Source organism: Anaerococcus murdochii (assembly GCF_019957155.1).
Classification (GTDB): domain Bacteria; phylum Bacillota; class Clostridia; order Tissierellales; family Peptoniphilaceae; genus Anaerococcus; species Anaerococcus murdochii.
The window spans coordinates 57,890-73,980 of record NZ_JAIPME010000002.1 but is presented as its reverse complement, the minus strand read 5'-3'; the positions used below and the strand labels follow the sequence as shown (position 1 = coordinate 73,980).

Annotated in this window: 11 protein-coding genes; 9 read left to right on the top strand and 2 right to left on the bottom strand. The window is 36.8% G+C overall.

Features of this window, described 5'->3' with window-relative positions; translation table 11 throughout:
• Positions 1 to 213: 213 nt before the first annotated feature.
• The 9 genes from hpf to K8P03_RS00760 all read left to right on the top strand — a co-directional run bounded on the left by hpf (position 214) and on the right by K8P03_RS00760 (position 13,059).
• On the top strand, positions 214 to 753 hold the full coding sequence (gene hpf / locus K8P03_RS00800; RefSeq protein WP_223417625.1) for a ribosome hibernation-promoting factor, HPF/YfiA family: 540 nt from the start codon (positions 214 to 216) through the stop codon (positions 751 to 753).
• A gap of 135 nt (positions 754 to 888) precedes the next feature.
• On the top strand, positions 889 to 2,418 hold the full coding sequence (locus K8P03_RS00795) for a YifB family Mg chelatase-like AAA ATPase (RefSeq protein ID WP_223417624.1): 1,530 nt from the start codon (positions 889 to 891) through the stop codon (positions 2,416 to 2,418).
• Positions 2,418 to 3,593, top strand: a complete 1,176-nt coding sequence (locus K8P03_RS00790) for a GspE/PulE family protein (RefSeq protein WP_223417623.1) — start codon at positions 2,418 to 2,420, stop codon at positions 3,591 to 3,593. The genes K8P03_RS00795 and K8P03_RS00790 overlap by 1 nt, the downstream gene beginning before the upstream one ends.
• 9 nt (positions 3,594 to 3,602) lie before the next feature.
• Positions 3,603 to 4,901 (top strand): S41 family peptidase, encoded by a 1,299-nt coding sequence (locus K8P03_RS00785; RefSeq protein WP_223417622.1) that lies wholly within the window; start codon positions 3,603 to 3,605, stop codon positions 4,899 to 4,901.
• Positions 4,902 to 5,063: 162 nt separating this feature from the next.
• On the top strand, positions 5,064 to 5,759 hold the full coding sequence (locus tag K8P03_RS00780; protein ID WP_223417620.1) for an isoprenyl transferase: 696 nt from the start codon (positions 5,064 to 5,066) through the stop codon (positions 5,757 to 5,759).
• The gene (locus K8P03_RS00775; protein ID WP_223417618.1) at positions 5,756 to 6,535 is read left to right on the top strand and encodes a phosphatidate cytidylyltransferase; all 780 of its coding nucleotides are present in this window, start codon (positions 5,756 to 5,758) and stop codon (positions 6,533 to 6,535) included. The genes K8P03_RS00780 and K8P03_RS00775 overlap by 4 nt, the downstream gene beginning before the upstream one ends.
• Positions 6,536 to 6,544: 9 nt before the next feature.
• Positions 6,545 to 7,558, top strand: coding sequence for an RIP metalloprotease RseP (gene rseP, locus K8P03_RS00770; protein ID WP_223417617.1), 1,014 nt, complete (start codon positions 6,545 to 6,547; stop codon positions 7,556 to 7,558).
• Positions 7,559 to 7,568: 10 nt separating this feature from the next.
• The gene (gene ispG, locus K8P03_RS00765) at positions 7,569 to 8,627 is read left to right on the top strand and encodes a flavodoxin-dependent (E)-4-hydroxy-3-methylbut-2-enyl-diphosphate synthase (protein ID WP_223417616.1); all 1,059 of its coding nucleotides are present in this window, start codon (positions 7,569 to 7,571) and stop codon (positions 8,625 to 8,627) included.
• Positions 8,617 to 13,059 (top strand): PolC-type DNA polymerase III, encoded by a 4,443-nt coding sequence (locus K8P03_RS00760; RefSeq protein WP_223417615.1) that lies wholly within the window; start codon positions 8,617 to 8,619, stop codon positions 13,057 to 13,059. The genes ispG and K8P03_RS00760 overlap by 11 nt, the downstream gene beginning before the upstream one ends.
• Positions 13,060 to 13,106: 47 nt before the next feature.
• On the opposite strand, the gene K8P03_RS00755 is transcribed toward K8P03_RS00760, so the two are convergent.
• Positions 13,107 to 15,344, bottom strand: a complete 2,238-nt coding sequence (locus tag K8P03_RS00755) for an ABC transporter permease (RefSeq protein WP_223417613.1) — start codon at positions 15,342 to 15,344, stop codon at positions 13,107 to 13,109.
• Complete coding sequence (locus K8P03_RS00750; protein WP_223417612.1) at positions 15,344 to 16,039, bottom strand: ABC transporter ATP-binding protein; 696 nt, start codon at positions 16,037 to 16,039, stop codon at positions 15,344 to 15,346. The genes K8P03_RS00755 and K8P03_RS00750 overlap by 1 nt, the downstream gene beginning before the upstream one ends.
• Positions 16,040 to 16,091: the final 52 nt, after the last annotated feature.

Below are 16,091 nucleotides of genomic sequence, written 5' to 3'. Positions count from 1 at the left end.
TTAGATAACAAGGGTAATACAAAACTTGATACAATTATAAAAATTATATCTAACAAGTTTTTCCCCATGGGACATCACCCCCTTTCTAATGTGGGGATAATTTTATTATATCATAGAAATAAATTTTTTATTAATTAAGATTAGGGAAAAGGTTTTTGGGTATATAAATAATATAAAAGTTAGCAGCCTGCTAACTAAATATAGGAGGGAATTATGAAACTAAATATCAAAGCTAAAAATTTCACATTGACAGATGACATTGTAAGAGAATCTGAAAAGAAATTTGATAGGTTAGATAAGTATTTCCATGATGAAGAAAGTATGGACCTTAAGTTTGCTAAGGAGGGCATAGGCTACGAGCTTGAAGCTACTATGTTTTTAGATGGTGGCACAATCTTGAGGGCTGAAGCCTACGAAGAAACTTATGAGAATGCTATCGACAGGGTTATAGATGCTCTTGTTAGACAAATTAGAAAGCATAAGACCAGACTCCAAAGAGACAGACAAACTGGCGATAGTATCAAGTTTGAAGCCTTCGATTCTGAAGCAAAAGCTGATGAAAAAGAAGAAGAAATCAAGATAGCCAGAGAAAAAACTATTCCGGTTAAACCTATGAGTGCAGAAGAGGCTATCCTACAAATGGAATTGTTAAACCACAACTTCTTTGTATTCCAAGACGCAGAAGACATGGAAGTTAGGGTTGTATATAAGAGGAAAAAAGGCGACTACGGCCTAATTGTTCCAACCAGATAAAGTTAACATACGACACCCTTATATTATTCAAGGTGTTTTTCTCCTTTCTCCCACCCCAGCGGTGGGAGTTTTATTTTGCCCATAAAGCCAGAATTTTTATTTTATGTTATAATTATTATAAGAAAGTGAGGACTTATGTATTCTAAAACTAATACCACCTCCCTAATTGGCCTTGAGGGCAAATTAGTGGAAGTTGAAAGCGATATCACATCAGGGATGCCTGCCTTTAATATAGTTGGTCTACCTGATTCATCTATAAAAGAATCTAAGGATAGGGTGAGGGTGGCCCTTGTAAATTCATCCTATAAATTTCCTGCAGGAAGGATTACTATCAATCTTTCTCCAGCCGACCTAAAAAAAGAGGGCACTCAGCTAGATTTGCCAATTGCAATTTCTCTTCTAAGCTCTATGGGGGTTATAGATAGGGCCTACGATGACTACATATTTTTGGGAGAACTTTCCCTAGATGGAAGGATTTTGCCAATAAGAGGTGCCCTTGCTATGGTAATTTCCATGCGTGAACAAGGCTTTAGGAAATTTATCATTTCAGAAGAAAACAAGGAAGAATGTGCTATTATTTCCGACATTGAGGTCTACCCCTTCAATAAACTAAACGATGTTGTTGCCTTTTTGAATGGGGACTTGAAAAAGGATTTTTATAAGATAAATCCAGCCCTTTTGAAGGAAGAAATTTCTTATGATTTGGATTTCAAAGACCTAAAGGGCCAGGAAAATCTCAAGCGTGCCCTTCAAATTGCAGCGGCTGGTGGCCATAATTTGCTAATGGTGGGCCCTCCTGGATCTGGCAAGACTTTTTCTGCCAAACACTTGCCAACCATCCTCCCAGATATGAGTTTTGAGGAAAGAGTAGAAGTAACAAAAATTTATTCTATAATGGGTCTTCTTGATAGTGGCCACTTGGTAAGTGCAAGGCCTTTTAGGGCTCCACACCACTCATCAAGCCAGGTTGCCCTCATCGGTGGTGGGCATTCTGTGCCAAAACCTGGTGAGATAACCCTTGCCCACAGGGGAGTATTATTTTTGGATGAATTTCCAGAATACCAAAAAAATGTCATCGAGGCCTTGAGAGAGCCTCTTGAAAATAAGGAAATAAATGTGGCCCGTGCCCAGGCCAGTGTCAAATATCCTTCAGATTTTATTTTGATTGCGGCCATGAACCCTTGTCCATGTGGCAATTACGGCAATCCTCTTAAGGAATGTACTTGTTCGATAAATGAAATTAGAAGGTATCTAAACAAGATTTCTTCACCAATTTTAGACAGGATTGATATCCACATAGAGATAAAACCAGTAAAATATGACGATTTGAATGACGATACCAAGTCAAAATCATCAGCGGAACTGAAAAGCGAAGTGGTAAGGGCGAGAGAAATCCAAGCGGCAAGATACAAGGACGAAAAAATCAAGACCAATGCCTTACTTTCAACTAGGCAGATGAAAAAATATATAAAATTAAGTCCAGAAGTAGAGAAAATCGGCCAGATGGCTTTTAATAAATACAACTTTTCTGTAAGGAGTTATAACAAAATCCTAAAGATGGCAAGGACCATTGCTGACCTTGAGGCAAGTGAGGAAATTACAAGCAAACATCTTTTGGAAGCTGTGAGGTACAGGTCACTTGACGATAAATATTGGAGTGTATAATGCTTGATCAAAGGCAAATTGCTGTTGATATTGACGGCTTTATAGAAAATTTAATAGGAGAAGCTGTCGGCCTTTATGCATCTGACATCCACCTCCAACCTGAGGAAGATTTTGGAAAAATTAGGCTAAGGATAGACGGGTCTCTTGTTGATATTATGAAAATTCGCAGGGAATATTTTGATATGTTATCTTCAAAAATCAAACTTTCCTGTGGAATGGATATTTCCCAAAAAAGAATGCCCCAAGATAGGTCTATGCAATATGAGGTTTTTCCTGGAATTGACTTTAGGGTATCGTCTGTGCCTACAATCCTCGGCGAAAAAATCGTAATAAGGATTCTTTCTGTAGATATTTTTATGGAAAAGGCAAGGCTTTTGGGTTTTTCTGATGACAGCAAGGACAAACTTACCAAAGCCATCAGGAAAAAATCTGGCATAATTTTGATGACTGGCCCGACAGGATCAGGAAAGACAACTTCTCTATATGCACTTTTAGAAAAACTCAATAGGGAAGATGTCAATATAATCACAATCGAAGACCCGGTCGAATACAAGATTGAAAATATAAATCAGATTTCAATCAACGAAAAAATCGGCCTAACCTATCCAGTAATCTTAAAATCTATCCTACGACAAGACCCAGATATAATAATGATTGGTGAAATTAGAGATAAGGAAACAGCAGAAATAGCAATTAGAGCGGCAATTACAGGCCACTTGATTCTTTCTACTGCTCACACCCGAAATGCCTTTGCGGGCCTAATTAGGCTAAAGGATTTAGGAGTGGAAGATTATCTCATAAGGTCAGCTGTAAACCTCCTTGCCGGCCAAAGGCTAGTGAGAAAACTTTGCGACTGCAAAAAAGCAGACGTCATGACAGATTCTGAATATGAACTAATGTCAACCTACATAGACGTGGACAGGGAAGCTCTAATCTACCGCCCAGTAGGATGTCCACATTGCAACGGAGGCTACAAGGGCCGTCAGGCAGTAGAAGAAGTAATGCCAATAGATAATGAATTTAAGGATATACTTAGAATTTACGGTCTAGAAAGTGAAAAAATAGACGAAAAACTAAACAAAGACAGCTTTAGACCGATGATAGTAAACGGCCTAGTCCAAGTATTAGAAGGAGAAACCTCCTTCGAAGAAATTTTATCCGCCCTTGATTATTGAAGGTGAATTATGAAAAAATTGAAAATATTTTTAGGTCTTGTGGTTTCTTTAATAATTGGTCTTTCGATGTCCTATTTATTTAGACAGGATAATAGTCATTTTGACTACGAAATTGATCCAAAATATTATTCCGAAAACCGAAGTTCTTTTGAAAATGACTTTGACTACGCTTTTGATACTTTAGAAAAATATTATGCCCTTTTTTATAGGAATGGGACCTATGATTTTTTGAAAAATCGAGAAAATTATAAGAAAGAAATCAAAAATCTAAAGACCGATAAAGAATTTTTTGATAAGATGAATAGGATTTTAGAAGATTTGGGCGATGGTCACACCAATCTTCTTGATAATAATGAGTCTTATGATATGAAAGAGACCTTTGTCCTTTCAAATAAGGAAGAAAAAGGTCTGGTAAATGTTGATTTGATAAATTATTTATTTGGTACAAAAATTTCTAGTAATGAAATCATAAATAAAATTTTTAAAGAATCTAGGGCAGCTACCAAAAATTTGATAACCCAAGATATAAATAATGATATAGCCTACTTAAAAATCAGGGCAATGATTGACCCAGGAACTCCTGATTTTGAAGAAGATTTAGACCTTCTAAAGACTTATCTAAAAAAATCAAAAAATAAAAAAGCCTTAATTATTGACCTCAGAGGCAATGGTGGGGGCAATTCTGCCTACACAAATTTCTATCTCTATCCGATGATTTTGGGCAAAAAGGATTTTAAAGATACCCACGAATATATTTTATTTAGGTCAGATGAGGTCTTTAAATATGATCCCCAGTATCCAGAGTTGAGGGATTCTATAAAGAAAATCAAGGATTCGGATTTTAAATACTTGGAAGAAAATATTCCTTTCCTTAAAAAAGATAAGAATATGATGGATGATATTAGAAAAAACTACACCCACATCATCTTTAATCCAGGTCTTGAAAATCCTGGTGAATTTGGCGATGACTATAAATTTAATGGCAATCTCTATCTTTTAATCGATGAGGATGTCTATTCATCAGGCCAAATTGCAGCCCACTTTTTTAGGGACAATGACTTAGGCACAATCATAGGGGAAAAGACAGGTGGCGATGGGATTGGGACCACACCGGCCATGGTAAAACTTCCTAATACAAAATATATCCTAAGATTTTCCCACGAATTAGGCCTTAGGGAAACAGAATCAATGGAAGAATCAACCTACACAATTCCAGACATAGAAATCCCAAGAAAAGACCAATCTCAAATCCCTTCTAATGATGGGTGTGTGAAGAAAGTAATAGAACTAGAAGGTCAAAGTAAATAAATTAAAATAAGCGGTATATTTAAAATATCGCTTTTTTGCTGTGAACAATTTAAGTTAGCGATTTTAAATGGAAATTAAAATCTAAAGCCTGGTTATAAGTCTAGTTTTTTATAGAAAAAATCAGGGATTTTGGGTATAGTGGTTAGGATATAGAGAGGGATTATGACTGAATTAAAAATACCTGACCACATTGCGATTATCCTTGATGGCAATGGTAGGTGGGCAAAAAAACAAAATAGGCCTAGGACCTTTGGCCATAAGGAAGGTGCGGAAAATGTGATTAGGATAGCCAAGTCTTGCAAGAAGTTTGGGGTTAAGACCTTGACTCTTTATGCATTTTCCACAGAAAATTGGAAGAGACCAGCTACTGAGGTTGGTTTTTTGATGGATTTACTTATTAAATTTGTAAATTCTAAGCTAGAACAATTAATGGCTGAGGATTGTAAGATAAATTTTTTGGGAGATATTTCAAAACTTCCGGCTAAGACAAAAGACGCTTGTGATCTTGCCCTTGATAAGACAAAAGATAACAAGTCGCTTGTTATAAATATTGCCCTTAATTACGGGGGTAGGGATGAAATTGTTCATGCCTTTAAGGAAATTATGGAAAAAGGCTACGTGCCAGACGAGATTACAGAAGAATTAATTTCTGAAAATTTATATACGGCAGGTCTTCCTGACCCAGACTTATTAATCAGACCTGGTGGGGAAATAAGACTTTCAAATTTCCTAATCTACCAGCTTGCCTATACAGAACTATATTTTACAGATGTTTTGTGGCCGGATTTTACAGAAGATGACCTAAGGGAAGCAATCCTTGCTTTCACCAAAAGAGACAGAAGATATGGTGGCTTATGATTAAACTTTTAAATAGGGCCTTTGGTGGCATAGTTATTTTGACACTTTTAATATTAATCACCTATTTAGGTAGGATTCCTCTTGCCCTTGGTGTGGCGGCTTTTTCTTATATTGCCCTTCATGAGATGGATAAGGCTTTAAAGAAGATTGACCTACATTTGCCTATGAAGTGCCTATATTTCATCAATGGAATTATCATGGCAGCAGCTTTTATAAATAATTCTGATATTTATATAGCATCAATTGTGGTTTCGGTTTTATATTTATTTATGTATATTATTTTGACTGGGCATTACAGTCTATATGATGGCTTTGCTGCGGCTTTTGTCATGCTTTACGTGTCATTTCTGATTTCCCATATTCTTAGGATAAAAAATGTTTCCTACGTATGGATGCTTTATATTACTGCTTGGGGATCAGACACCTTTGCTTATATCATTGGTAGCCTTTTTGGCAAGCACAAGATGGAGTGGATGGCCCACATAAGCCCAAATAAGACCATAGAAGGTTCTATTGGAGGTATTGTTGGGGCGACAATTTTAAATATTGTCTATTGCCACGAATTTGGCCTTGATAATTATATCAGGGAGATAGTTATTTTTACAATTATAGCTGCGATTATGTCTCAAATTGGGGATCTCATCGCATCTTATATCAAAAGACAAACTGGAATTAAAGATTTTGGTAATTTGATACCAGGCCACGGTGGCATCCTTGATAGGTTTGATTCTATCATGTTTATTGCCCCTGTTCTTTATCTTTTTTCTAGGGTTTAAGGAGAATAAATGAGAATAGTTTTAGCGGTAGTTTTATTTTTGCTACTGATTGTTTTTCACGAATTTGGCCATTTTATTGTGGCTAAAAAATCGGGAATAAAGGTAAATGAGTTTGCTGTGGGCATGGGTCCCCTTATTTATTCAATGGAAAAGGGGGAAACTACCTATTCCTTTAGGGCAATTCCTATTGGTGGTTATTGTGCTATGGAGGGCGAAGATGACGAATCATCTGATCCAAGGTCCTTTGATAATGCCCCTGCCTCTAAGAGATTTTTGACAATCCTTGCAGGACCTGTGGCAAACTTAATTATAGCAGTCCTTGTATTTACAATAGTTGGAGTAATCGGCGGAGTTGTGACAACAGAAGTTTCTGACTTTATCGAAGATTCCCCAGCCAAGGCTGCTGGAATTGAAAAAGGTGATGAGATTTTAAAAATCAACGACCAAGTCATTGATGATTTTAATGACATTTCTAAGGTCGTAAATGATTTTTATAAGGATAAGGATTTTGATAAGGAAATCACAGTTCTTGCAAAAAGAAATGGTAAAGATCTTGATTTTGCCTTTAAGCCAAAGGTGGATGGAGAAAATACCTATATTGGAATAATCCCTGCTAGACGTACACCTGGATTTTTTGAGGCTATTGGCCTTGGTTTTAAGGAAACAGGTCGCAATGTCAAGATGATTTTTACAATCTTAGGCAGGCTTTTTACTGGCAAACTTGCCTTTGGAGCTCTTTCAGGTCCTGTTGGAGTTCTTAAGGAATTAGGAAACCAAGCCCAAAATGGTCTTGCAAATTTGCTTTACTTTTTGGCTTATATCTCAGTAAACCTTGCAGTTTTTAATCTCTTGCCAATACCTGCCCTTGATGGGTCAAAGCTTTTGACAAGTGGAATTGAAATTATTACTGGCAAAAAAATTAATAAAAAACTTGAAGAAAAAATTACCATGGTTGGATTTTTTATATTACTAGGTCTAATCTTGGTGGTTTCTATAAAAGATATAGTAAATTTATTTAGATAAGAAGGGAAATATGCGTAAAGAAACACGAAAAATTTTTGTAGGAGATGTTGCTGTTGGTGGCGGCTCTCCTATTTCTATCCAATCAATGACAACTGCGAAGACTTCAGATGTGGAAGCTGTAGTTAAACAAATTAAAGCTTTAGAGGCTGAAGGTTGTGATATTTCAAGGTCGGCAGTAAATACAATCGAGGATGCCAAGGCTATTCCTAAGATAAAAAGCCTTACAAATATCCCTTTTGTGGCTGACATTCAATTTGACTATAAATTAGCTCTTGCTGCAGTAGAAAATGGCTGTGACTGTTTGAGATATAATCCAGGGAACATTGGCGGCAAGGATAAGGTAGCCCTTCTTGTTGAAGAATGCAAAAAAAGGCAAATTCCAATAAGGATTGGGGTTAATTCTGGATCTGTTTCAAGAGAGATAGTTGATCGATTTGGTGGAGTTAATAAGGATTCTCTTGTGGCAAGTGCCATAGAAGAGGTGAAAATACTTGAAGATATGGACTTTTACGACATAAAAATTTCTGTAAAGTCTTCTGATGTAAATACCATGATTGATGCCTATAGGCTTTTGTCATCTAAGGTAGATTATCCTTTGCATTTGGGAGTGACAGAAGCAGGCCCACTTTACCAAGCCCTTGTCAAGTCCTCAATAGGAATCGGCTCCCTTCTTAAGGACGGGATTGGTGATACTTTGAGAGTTTCTATCACTGGTGATATTGTCGAGGAAGTGAGGGCTGGAAAGGCAATACTTAAGGCTCTTGGCCTTAGACGAGATGGTCTTGATATAGTTTCTTGTCCGACTTGTTCTAGGACAACAGTTGATCTTCCAAGGATAGTTGGAGAGGTTGAGGAAAAATCAAAAGGCCTTGATGTCAATGCCAAGGTTGCCATCATGGGTTGTCCTGTAAATGGGCCTGGCGAATCAAAAGAGGCAGACTATGGGATTTCTGCAGCTAATGGCATGGGCTTTTTGTTTAAAAATGGTAAGACTGTTAAGAAGGTAAAAGAAGAAGAGATAGTTGATACCCTAATTGAAGTTTTAAAAGAAGAGAAAAATGCAAATTGACCTGGCTAAATTAATAAAAGTTAAAGAAAATTTATATACTATAATTAGCGCGATTTATTACCAAAAGGAAAACCTCCTTGAGATCAAAATAAAATCAGAAAATCCTTTGGATTCTGCTCTCGAAGAGGATTTGAGGGAATATTTTGATTTTGTTGACCTTAAGATTTCCTATGAAAAAATTATTGTAAAAGACTTTGACGATTATATCCCAGAATATGAGGGCGAAGTCGAATACGAAGATGTGCCTGATGATTTAAATGATATAGTTTTTAGGGATGAGAATATTCCAGAGTCTAGGCCAATAGAAAATTCAGCTTATCATTCAGCTAAGGGAAATTTTGGGCAAGATGAAGATGAAATCATAGATATTGATGAAAATTTAAACGAAAATCCTTTTGAAGAAGACAGTGTAAATCAAGATGAGCTTTTAAAAGAAGAAGCGGAACTTAAGGAAGAAAGCCCAGTCTCCATAGAAAATAGCTTTGAAAATAGAGATTGCGATGAAGAAGAACTTGACCAAGACCTTGAAGAAAGAGAATTAGAAGACGAAGACGAAGATTCCGGGGATGATGAAAGTCTTAAAGATGAGGAATCTTCTAAAATCGAAGAAAGCCAACAAATAGATAAATCTTCATCTTTTGACGATTTAAAAAGGGCCAAGGAAGCCCAACTTCAAAGGCAAATTGCCCAGGCTTTAAACTATCAAAACAAGCAAAAGGAAAAGGAAGAGGCCAAGAAAAATACTGACGGCCTAAATTTTGGCAGAAAAATCAAGTCTGACCCTATACAAATCGAAGATATTTATGATAAAAAGGGCATGACAAATTCTCTAATTGGGACTATTTACGGCCTTAGTTGCCTTGAAACAAAATCTGGTTATTTTATTTATACCTTCGATTTGGAAGATAAAACTGATGCAATTTCCTGCAAACTTTTTGCCAATAAGAAAAATAATTTTAAACTTGAAGATCTTAAGGATGGTATGGATGTCCAAGTTGAGGGAGTTTTAAACTTCGATGACTATGCTAAGGAAGATGTCTTTACAGTTAATTCTATAACAAATGCCTTGATTTCAAAGAAAGTAGACTTGGCGGCAGATAAGAGATTTGAACTCGAGCTTCACTCAAAATATACAAACCTAGATGGTTTTGTGGACGATGGAGTTTTGCTAAAAGTCCTTAAGGAATGGGGCTGGGATACAATTGGTATCACCGATACAGAAAACCTCCAAGTTTTGCCTTACGTTTATGATTCCTACAAGAAAAACGGAATCAGGGTCTTAAATGGGGTGGAACTCCTCCTTGTGGAAGATGATTTGAGGATATTGACCAATCTTTCTGACAAAGATTTACCAAATTTCAAAAATCTTGAAGATGGGTCTTTTGTGGTCTTCGATATAGAAACTACAGGGCTTTTAAAATACAGGGACGCCATCACAGAAATCGGTGCTGTGAGGGTGGAAAATGGAGAAATAACTGAAACTTATAACCAATTAATAAACCCGGAAAGAATTTTGCCTGAAAAAATCGTTGAGATAACAGGAATCACAGACGCCATGCTTGCTGATAAGCCAAAAATCGACGAGGTTTTGCCAGGATTTCTAGATTTTTGTGGCGATAGTCTTTTAGTTGGCCAAAATACTGACTTCGACGTTGGTTTTATTAGAGAAAATGCTAAGAGATTGGGTTTGAAATTTGATCCAATTTACCTAGATACCCTCCCAATGGCCCGTGCTCTTTTTGATGATATGGGAAAATTTTCCCTAGATAAAATCGCAAGAAAGCTTGATATACCAGCCTTTAACCACCACAGGGCAAGCGATGATGCAAGGGCTACTGCCCAAATTTTCATCAAGATGTATAAGATGATTATGGAAGAAGAAGGCCTTGATATTTCAAAGATTAATAGTCTTAATACAGTTTATCCAAAGGCTAAACACCAGACTTTTTCAGCTCTAGCTTTTGCCAAGGATAAGACAGGGCTAAAGAATCTTTACAAGCTAGTTTCAGAATCTAGGATGAATCACATAGCAAATGGCGAAGCAAGAACGCCTCTATCAGTCCTTGAAAAATATAGAGAAGGCCTTGTTCTCGGAGCTGGTGGTGCGGAAGGAATGCTCTTTGAATATCTTCTAAATGAAAGAAATGACAGGGATATAAAAAGAGTTCTCGATACCTTTGACTTTTATCAAGTAGAGCCAGTTTCTATGTTCTTAGACAAGGTTGAGTCCGGAAAAATCGACTCTCTTGCCCAAGTCAAGGAGATAAACCAAAAGATAATTGACTTTGGGGAAGCTAATAATAAATTAGTCGCAGCAACAGGTGGTGTTAGATACCTTGAACCTGGCGATTACAAACTAAGAAACGTCCTTAAAAAAGGTTCTTTCTTTTTCTACAAGGAAAACAGACCGCTTTACTATTTGAGGACCACAGATGAGATGCTAAAAGATTTTGCCTATCTCGGCGATTCAAAGGCCTACGAGCTTGTTATTAGAAATCCAAAGAAAATTGTGGCGACTCTTGAAGATATTAGGCCGATTCCTCATGGGACCTTCCCACCAAAAATCGAAGGTTCAGAGGAAATGCTCAGGGAAACTTGTTTCAAAAAGGCCCACGAAATTTACGGTGATCCTCTTCCAAAAATTGTCCAAGACAGGCTCGATAGGGAGCTACATTCGATTATTTCAAATGGCTATGCAGTTTTATATATCATTGCCCAAAAACTTGTAAAAAAATCCAACGAAGATGGTTATTTAGTAGGTTCTAGGGGTTCTGTAGGTTCTTCCTTTGCGGCGACCATGGCTGACATTACTGAAGTTAACCCACTTTCACCTCACTATGTTTGCCCATCTTGTAAACATTCGGAATTTTTTGAAGAGGATTTGTTAGGTTCAGGTATAGATTATCCAGACAAAGATTGTCCAGAATGCGGGACACCAATGCACAAGGATGGCCATAATATACCATTTGAAGTATTTTTGGGATTTGAAGGTGACAAAGAACCTGATATAGATTTAAACTTTGCTGGTGAATACCAACCTACTATTCATAAATACACTGAGGAACTCTTCGGAGAAGGCAAGGTATTTAGGGCAGGAACCATCGGTACAATCAAGGATAACACAGCCTTTGGTTATATCAAAAAATACATGGAAGAAAACAACCTAGACCTCACAAACGCTCAAATTAGAAAGCTACAAAGAGGTCTTAGTGAAGTAAAAAGGTCAACAGGCCAGCACCCAGGCGGACTTATAGTTGTGCCTAACGATATAGAAGTTTTTGATATTTGCCCAATCCAATATCCGGCAGATGACCCAGCAAGTGGCAATAGGACCACCCATTTCCCATACAGGGTTATGGAAGAAACCTTACTTAAGCTTGACCTTTTGGGTCACGATGTGCCTTCTGTAATCAGAAATCTCCAAGACTTGACAGGGACAGATCCTCTAAAGATAAAGATGGATGACCAAGATGTAATGAAGATTTTCTCATCTACAGAGCCGCTAAAAATCAAGCACGATTTTTCAAATAATGATATAGGTACCCTCGGAATCCCAGAATTTGGAACAAACTTTGTCCGTGGCATGCTTAAGGATACCTATCCTAAGAAGTTTTCTGAAATGGCTAGGATTTCTGGACTTTCTCACGGAACCAACGTTTGGCTAAACAACGCCCAGGATATAATCAAGTCAAATACAGCTGGCTTTAATGAGATTATTTCAACTAGGGATGACATTATGAATGCCCTTATCCAGGAAGGCCTTGATAAGAAAAAGTCCTTTATGATTATGGAAAAAGTTCGTAAGGGCAAGGGCTTAAGCGAAGAAGAGATTGAATACATGAGGGAAAATGGGGTTAAGGATTGGTATATAGATTCTTGCCTTAAGATTGCCTATCTTTTCCCAAAGGCCCACGCTGTTGCCTATTGTTTGATGTCCTACAGGATTGCCTACTACAAGGTTTACTATCCTGAAGCCTTCTACGCCTCATATTTCTCAAGCAAACTTGGGGACTTCACCTATTCTACAATTCTATCTGGTCTTGAATCTGTCCAGATGGCCTTAAACGCCTACAAGGAAATGTTTAACATAAGCAAGAGAGATCAGGATTTGAGAACTGTCTTTGAAGTTGCAGAAGAGATGCACGCCAGAGAAATAAAAATCAGGAAGGCTGATATATACGAATCTGATGCGACCAAGTTTTTGATCAAGGATGGGGAAATTCTCCCACCTCTCGCTGCAGTTGATGATGTCAGCGAAGCTATGGCAAAAGATATTGTTGCGGAAAGGGCCAAGGGAGATTTCATCTCGATTGAGGACCTCACATCAAGGACTTCGGTCAATAAAAACGCGTTAAAGAGCCTAAAAGATTTGGGAATCATAGAAGGAATCCAAGAAGAAAATCAAATGAGCCTATTTGATGGCTTGTTCTAAGAAAAAAACTGTTGGAGAGAAGTTTTTGCTTCTTCCAACAGCTTTTTTTATCCATTTATAATTTTTAATTCCTTGACCATATCTATTTTTGAAATTTTTCTCTTTTCCAATATTTGGACTATGATAAAAATCCCTAAACTTAAGCCAATGGCCCCAAGAAAACTTGTAAGTGGAATACTAATTTCTACATAGGCATCTAATTTTGTGATGGCAAATCTTGTCATTAACTTAATAAGAAAGTCCAAGGCAGGAATCATTATGATTTCAAAGGCTAATAGGATTAGCAAGATAGGACTAGTATAAATCGCTGTACTTTCCCCATCCCTTAGTCCAAATACCTTTAGATAGGAAATATTTGTCTTTGACTTATCTATGATTAGGCTGGTTACCAAATAGGAAATGATGAGGTAAAAGGCGAGGGTTACTAGCAAAAGACTATCGAAGACTCCACCAAAGGAATCTAGGAAATGAGCCATAAACTTATTCATCTCTTCCTTGTCAATTTCGTTTACTAGGAGATTTTTGTCAATATCTTCTTTGTGGTTAGATCCGTAGGCATTGAAATATTCCTTATTTTGATCCAGAATTTTATTTATATTTTCCCTTTTGCCGAGGATTTGAAACTGGTTGTTAGTTTTATCTATTGATTTTATCTTTAGCTTAACCTCGCTATAATTGAAATTTTCTAGGGCATTAATCTCATCGCCTGCTTTTAATTTATAAACCTTGGCAAGACCATTTGAAACTATAACATCATTATTATACAAATCTTCAATGTTTAAATCCTTATATTTTGAATCGGCATCTACTCCTAGGCACTGGATTTTTTTGTTATTGAAATCTACTAATTCAAAATTCATCATAGTAATTTTATCAGCATTGATTTTAGGGTCTGGAGCTTTTACTATATAGGTGTGGTCATATTTCATCGAATCTTTAACTTTTTGTGCATAGTCTGTAAAAATTGGCTTTACTCCTAGGGAATAAATCAAAAGAATATTGGCAAGACCTATTCCAAAAATTAAGCTGATTATATTTGCCCTGTTGGCAAAGATAACCCTAAGTCTGAATTTATTTAAAAATTTAAAACTAGATAAGTTTATCCTCTTCCTTGATTTTGGAGTTTTTAAGGTATTTCTTAAAAAATCAATGGTTTTGTAATTAAGAGCCTTATTTATAACAAGGAAGTTTATTATTAAATATATCACAAGAGGTATTAGGCTTGTGAGGATGAAAGACCTTAGATTAAAGGAAACTACGAATTTTGGTAGGTCGTAGGACTTGTAGTAAAGGCTTGTGTAGGTCTTGTAGGCATAGGTGTAGGAAATGATATTGCCGATAAGACAGGCAAGCAAAGTGATAAAGATAGGCATGACCATATAGGATTTTCTTAGTTCACTTTTTTTGTAACCTGAAGCGAGGAGGGTGCCGATAATTGGTGCCTCTTCTTCAATCAGGCTTTTGACTTGGATGGCGCTGATAAAGGCGATAGCAAGGACTAAGACTACCATAAGGGCTGTCATCATTGGCACGTCACCACCCATATCTTCTATAAAATACCTCATGCATTGGTTGTCATACTTTAAGATTGAATCAGTGACCATATTTTTCTGGTTTATGATTTTTAATAAGTCCTTTTGCTTTTCTCTTGCCTTAGACTTTGACAAATCTTCCTTGTCTTTATAGGAATATTGGTAGGTGATTTGGTCTGAAATATCTTTTAACTTACCTTTTGCCACAAGCCCCACCCCAAAAAATCCTGGATCCATGACAAGGTCACTGTTGTTTTTTAGGAGGGTAGAGTAGTCTGGAAGGGCGATGAGACCAACAATCTTATAATCTTTTCCTTCTAGGCTAAGCAAATCTCCGATTTTTAGGCTATTGGCTCTGGCGTAGTTTGCAGAAATAGCGATTTCGCCCTTGGTCTTAGCAAGTCTTCCTTCTAGGATTGATGGAAGATTGATTTCGTCCCTATTTTCAAATACTCTTAGGGTTTTATTGCCGCCAGCCTTTGCTTTTACATAAAAATTCTCGTACAGGCTTATCTTCTTATCTTCTAAGTCTTTCTTTACATTGTCATCTAATTTATCTAGGCAGGTAAAATTTCCATCTTCAACCTTGCCCTGGTCAATTAGGTCGTAGTAGAGTTTTTTTGTAGAATCTTGGGCTATAAAAAATGATGAAGAAAAAATAATTATGAAACAAAGAGCGAGGAAAATCGGCAAGACCCTGGAAGGATGAAAGTAAACTTGCCTGTAAGCTCTCTTATAAATTGGGTTTTTCATTACCAAGTTACTTCCTTTGCTAAAATTTTTCTTTCGTTTTTTATGTATGATTTTACCTTGCCATCGTGTAGGTTTAGGATATAGTCACACATCTTGCTTATTTGTATGTTGTGGCTGGCAATAAGGATTGTTGAACCATAGTCCTGGTTCATTTTTTCAAGCAAGTCAAGGACTTCCTTGGCACTTTCGTAATCAAGAGCACCTGTTGGTTCGTCACAAATAAGGATTTCTGGTCTTTTTATAAGGGCCCTAGCAATTGAGGTTCTCTGAGCCTGACCGCCAGATATTTCATTAGGAAATTTATTAACCTGGTCTTTTATTCCCAAATCTTCCACAAGTTTATTTATATCTAGGGGATTTTTTGCCAGATACTTTCCGACTTCTATATTTTCAAAGACATTAAGGTCACTAATTAGATTGTAAAACTGAAATACAAAACCTAATTTTTCTCGTCTATAGTTTTCTAAGGCTTTTTTGCTCATCTTAGCAAGGTCTTCTCCTAAAACATGGACCTCGCCAGAATCGATAGATTCAATACCTCCGATAATATTAAGTAGGGTGGACTTGCCAGATCCAGAAGGTCCTAAAATGCAGATGATTTTGCCTTTTTCTATGTCAAGGTCAATATTTTTCAAGACTTCAACCTTTGCTTGGCCTTGACCGTAACTTTTATATAAGTTTTCAATTTTGATCATAAAAGCTCCTTTGAAATTGATAATCTATATCATTATTATATCACGATTGAAA

Bases quoted from the DNA above. Each gene is read 5' to 3' on its own strand.
- K8P03_RS00760 (WP_223417615.1), top strand. From the start codon at position 8,617: ATGCAAATTGACCTGGCTAAATTAATAAAAGTTAAAGAAAATTTATAT.
- hpf (WP_223417625.1), top strand. From the start codon at position 214: ATGAAACTAAATATCAAAGCTAAAAATTTCACATTGACAGATGACATT.
- K8P03_RS00780 (WP_223417620.1), top strand. From the start codon at position 5,064: ATGACTGAATTAAAAATACCTGACCACATTGCGATTATCCTTGATGGC.
- K8P03_RS00775 (WP_223417618.1), top strand. From the start codon at position 5,756: ATGATTAAACTTTTAAATAGGGCCTTTGGTGGCATAGTTATTTTGACA.
- K8P03_RS00785 (WP_223417622.1), top strand. From the start codon at position 3,603: ATGAAAAAATTGAAAATATTTTTAGGTCTTGTGGTTTCTTTAATAATT.
- rseP (WP_223417617.1), top strand. From the start codon at position 6,545: ATGAGAATAGTTTTAGCGGTAGTTTTATTTTTGCTACTGATTGTTTTT.
- K8P03_RS00755 (WP_223417613.1), bottom strand. From the start codon at position 15,344: ATGAAAAACCCAATTTATAAGAGAGCTTACAGGCAAGTTTACTTTCAT.
- K8P03_RS00790 (WP_223417623.1), top strand. From the start codon at position 2,418: ATGCTTGATCAAAGGCAAATTGCTGTTGATATTGACGGCTTTATAGAA.
- K8P03_RS00750 (WP_223417612.1), bottom strand. From the start codon at position 16,039: ATGATCAAAATTGAAAACTTATATAAAAGTTACGGTCAAGGCCAAGCA.
- ispG (WP_223417616.1), top strand. From the start codon at position 7,569: ATGCGTAAAGAAACACGAAAAATTTTTGTAGGAGATGTTGCTGTTGGT.
- K8P03_RS00795 (WP_223417624.1), top strand. From the start codon at position 889: ATGTATTCTAAAACTAATACCACCTCCCTAATTGGCCTTGAGGGCAAA.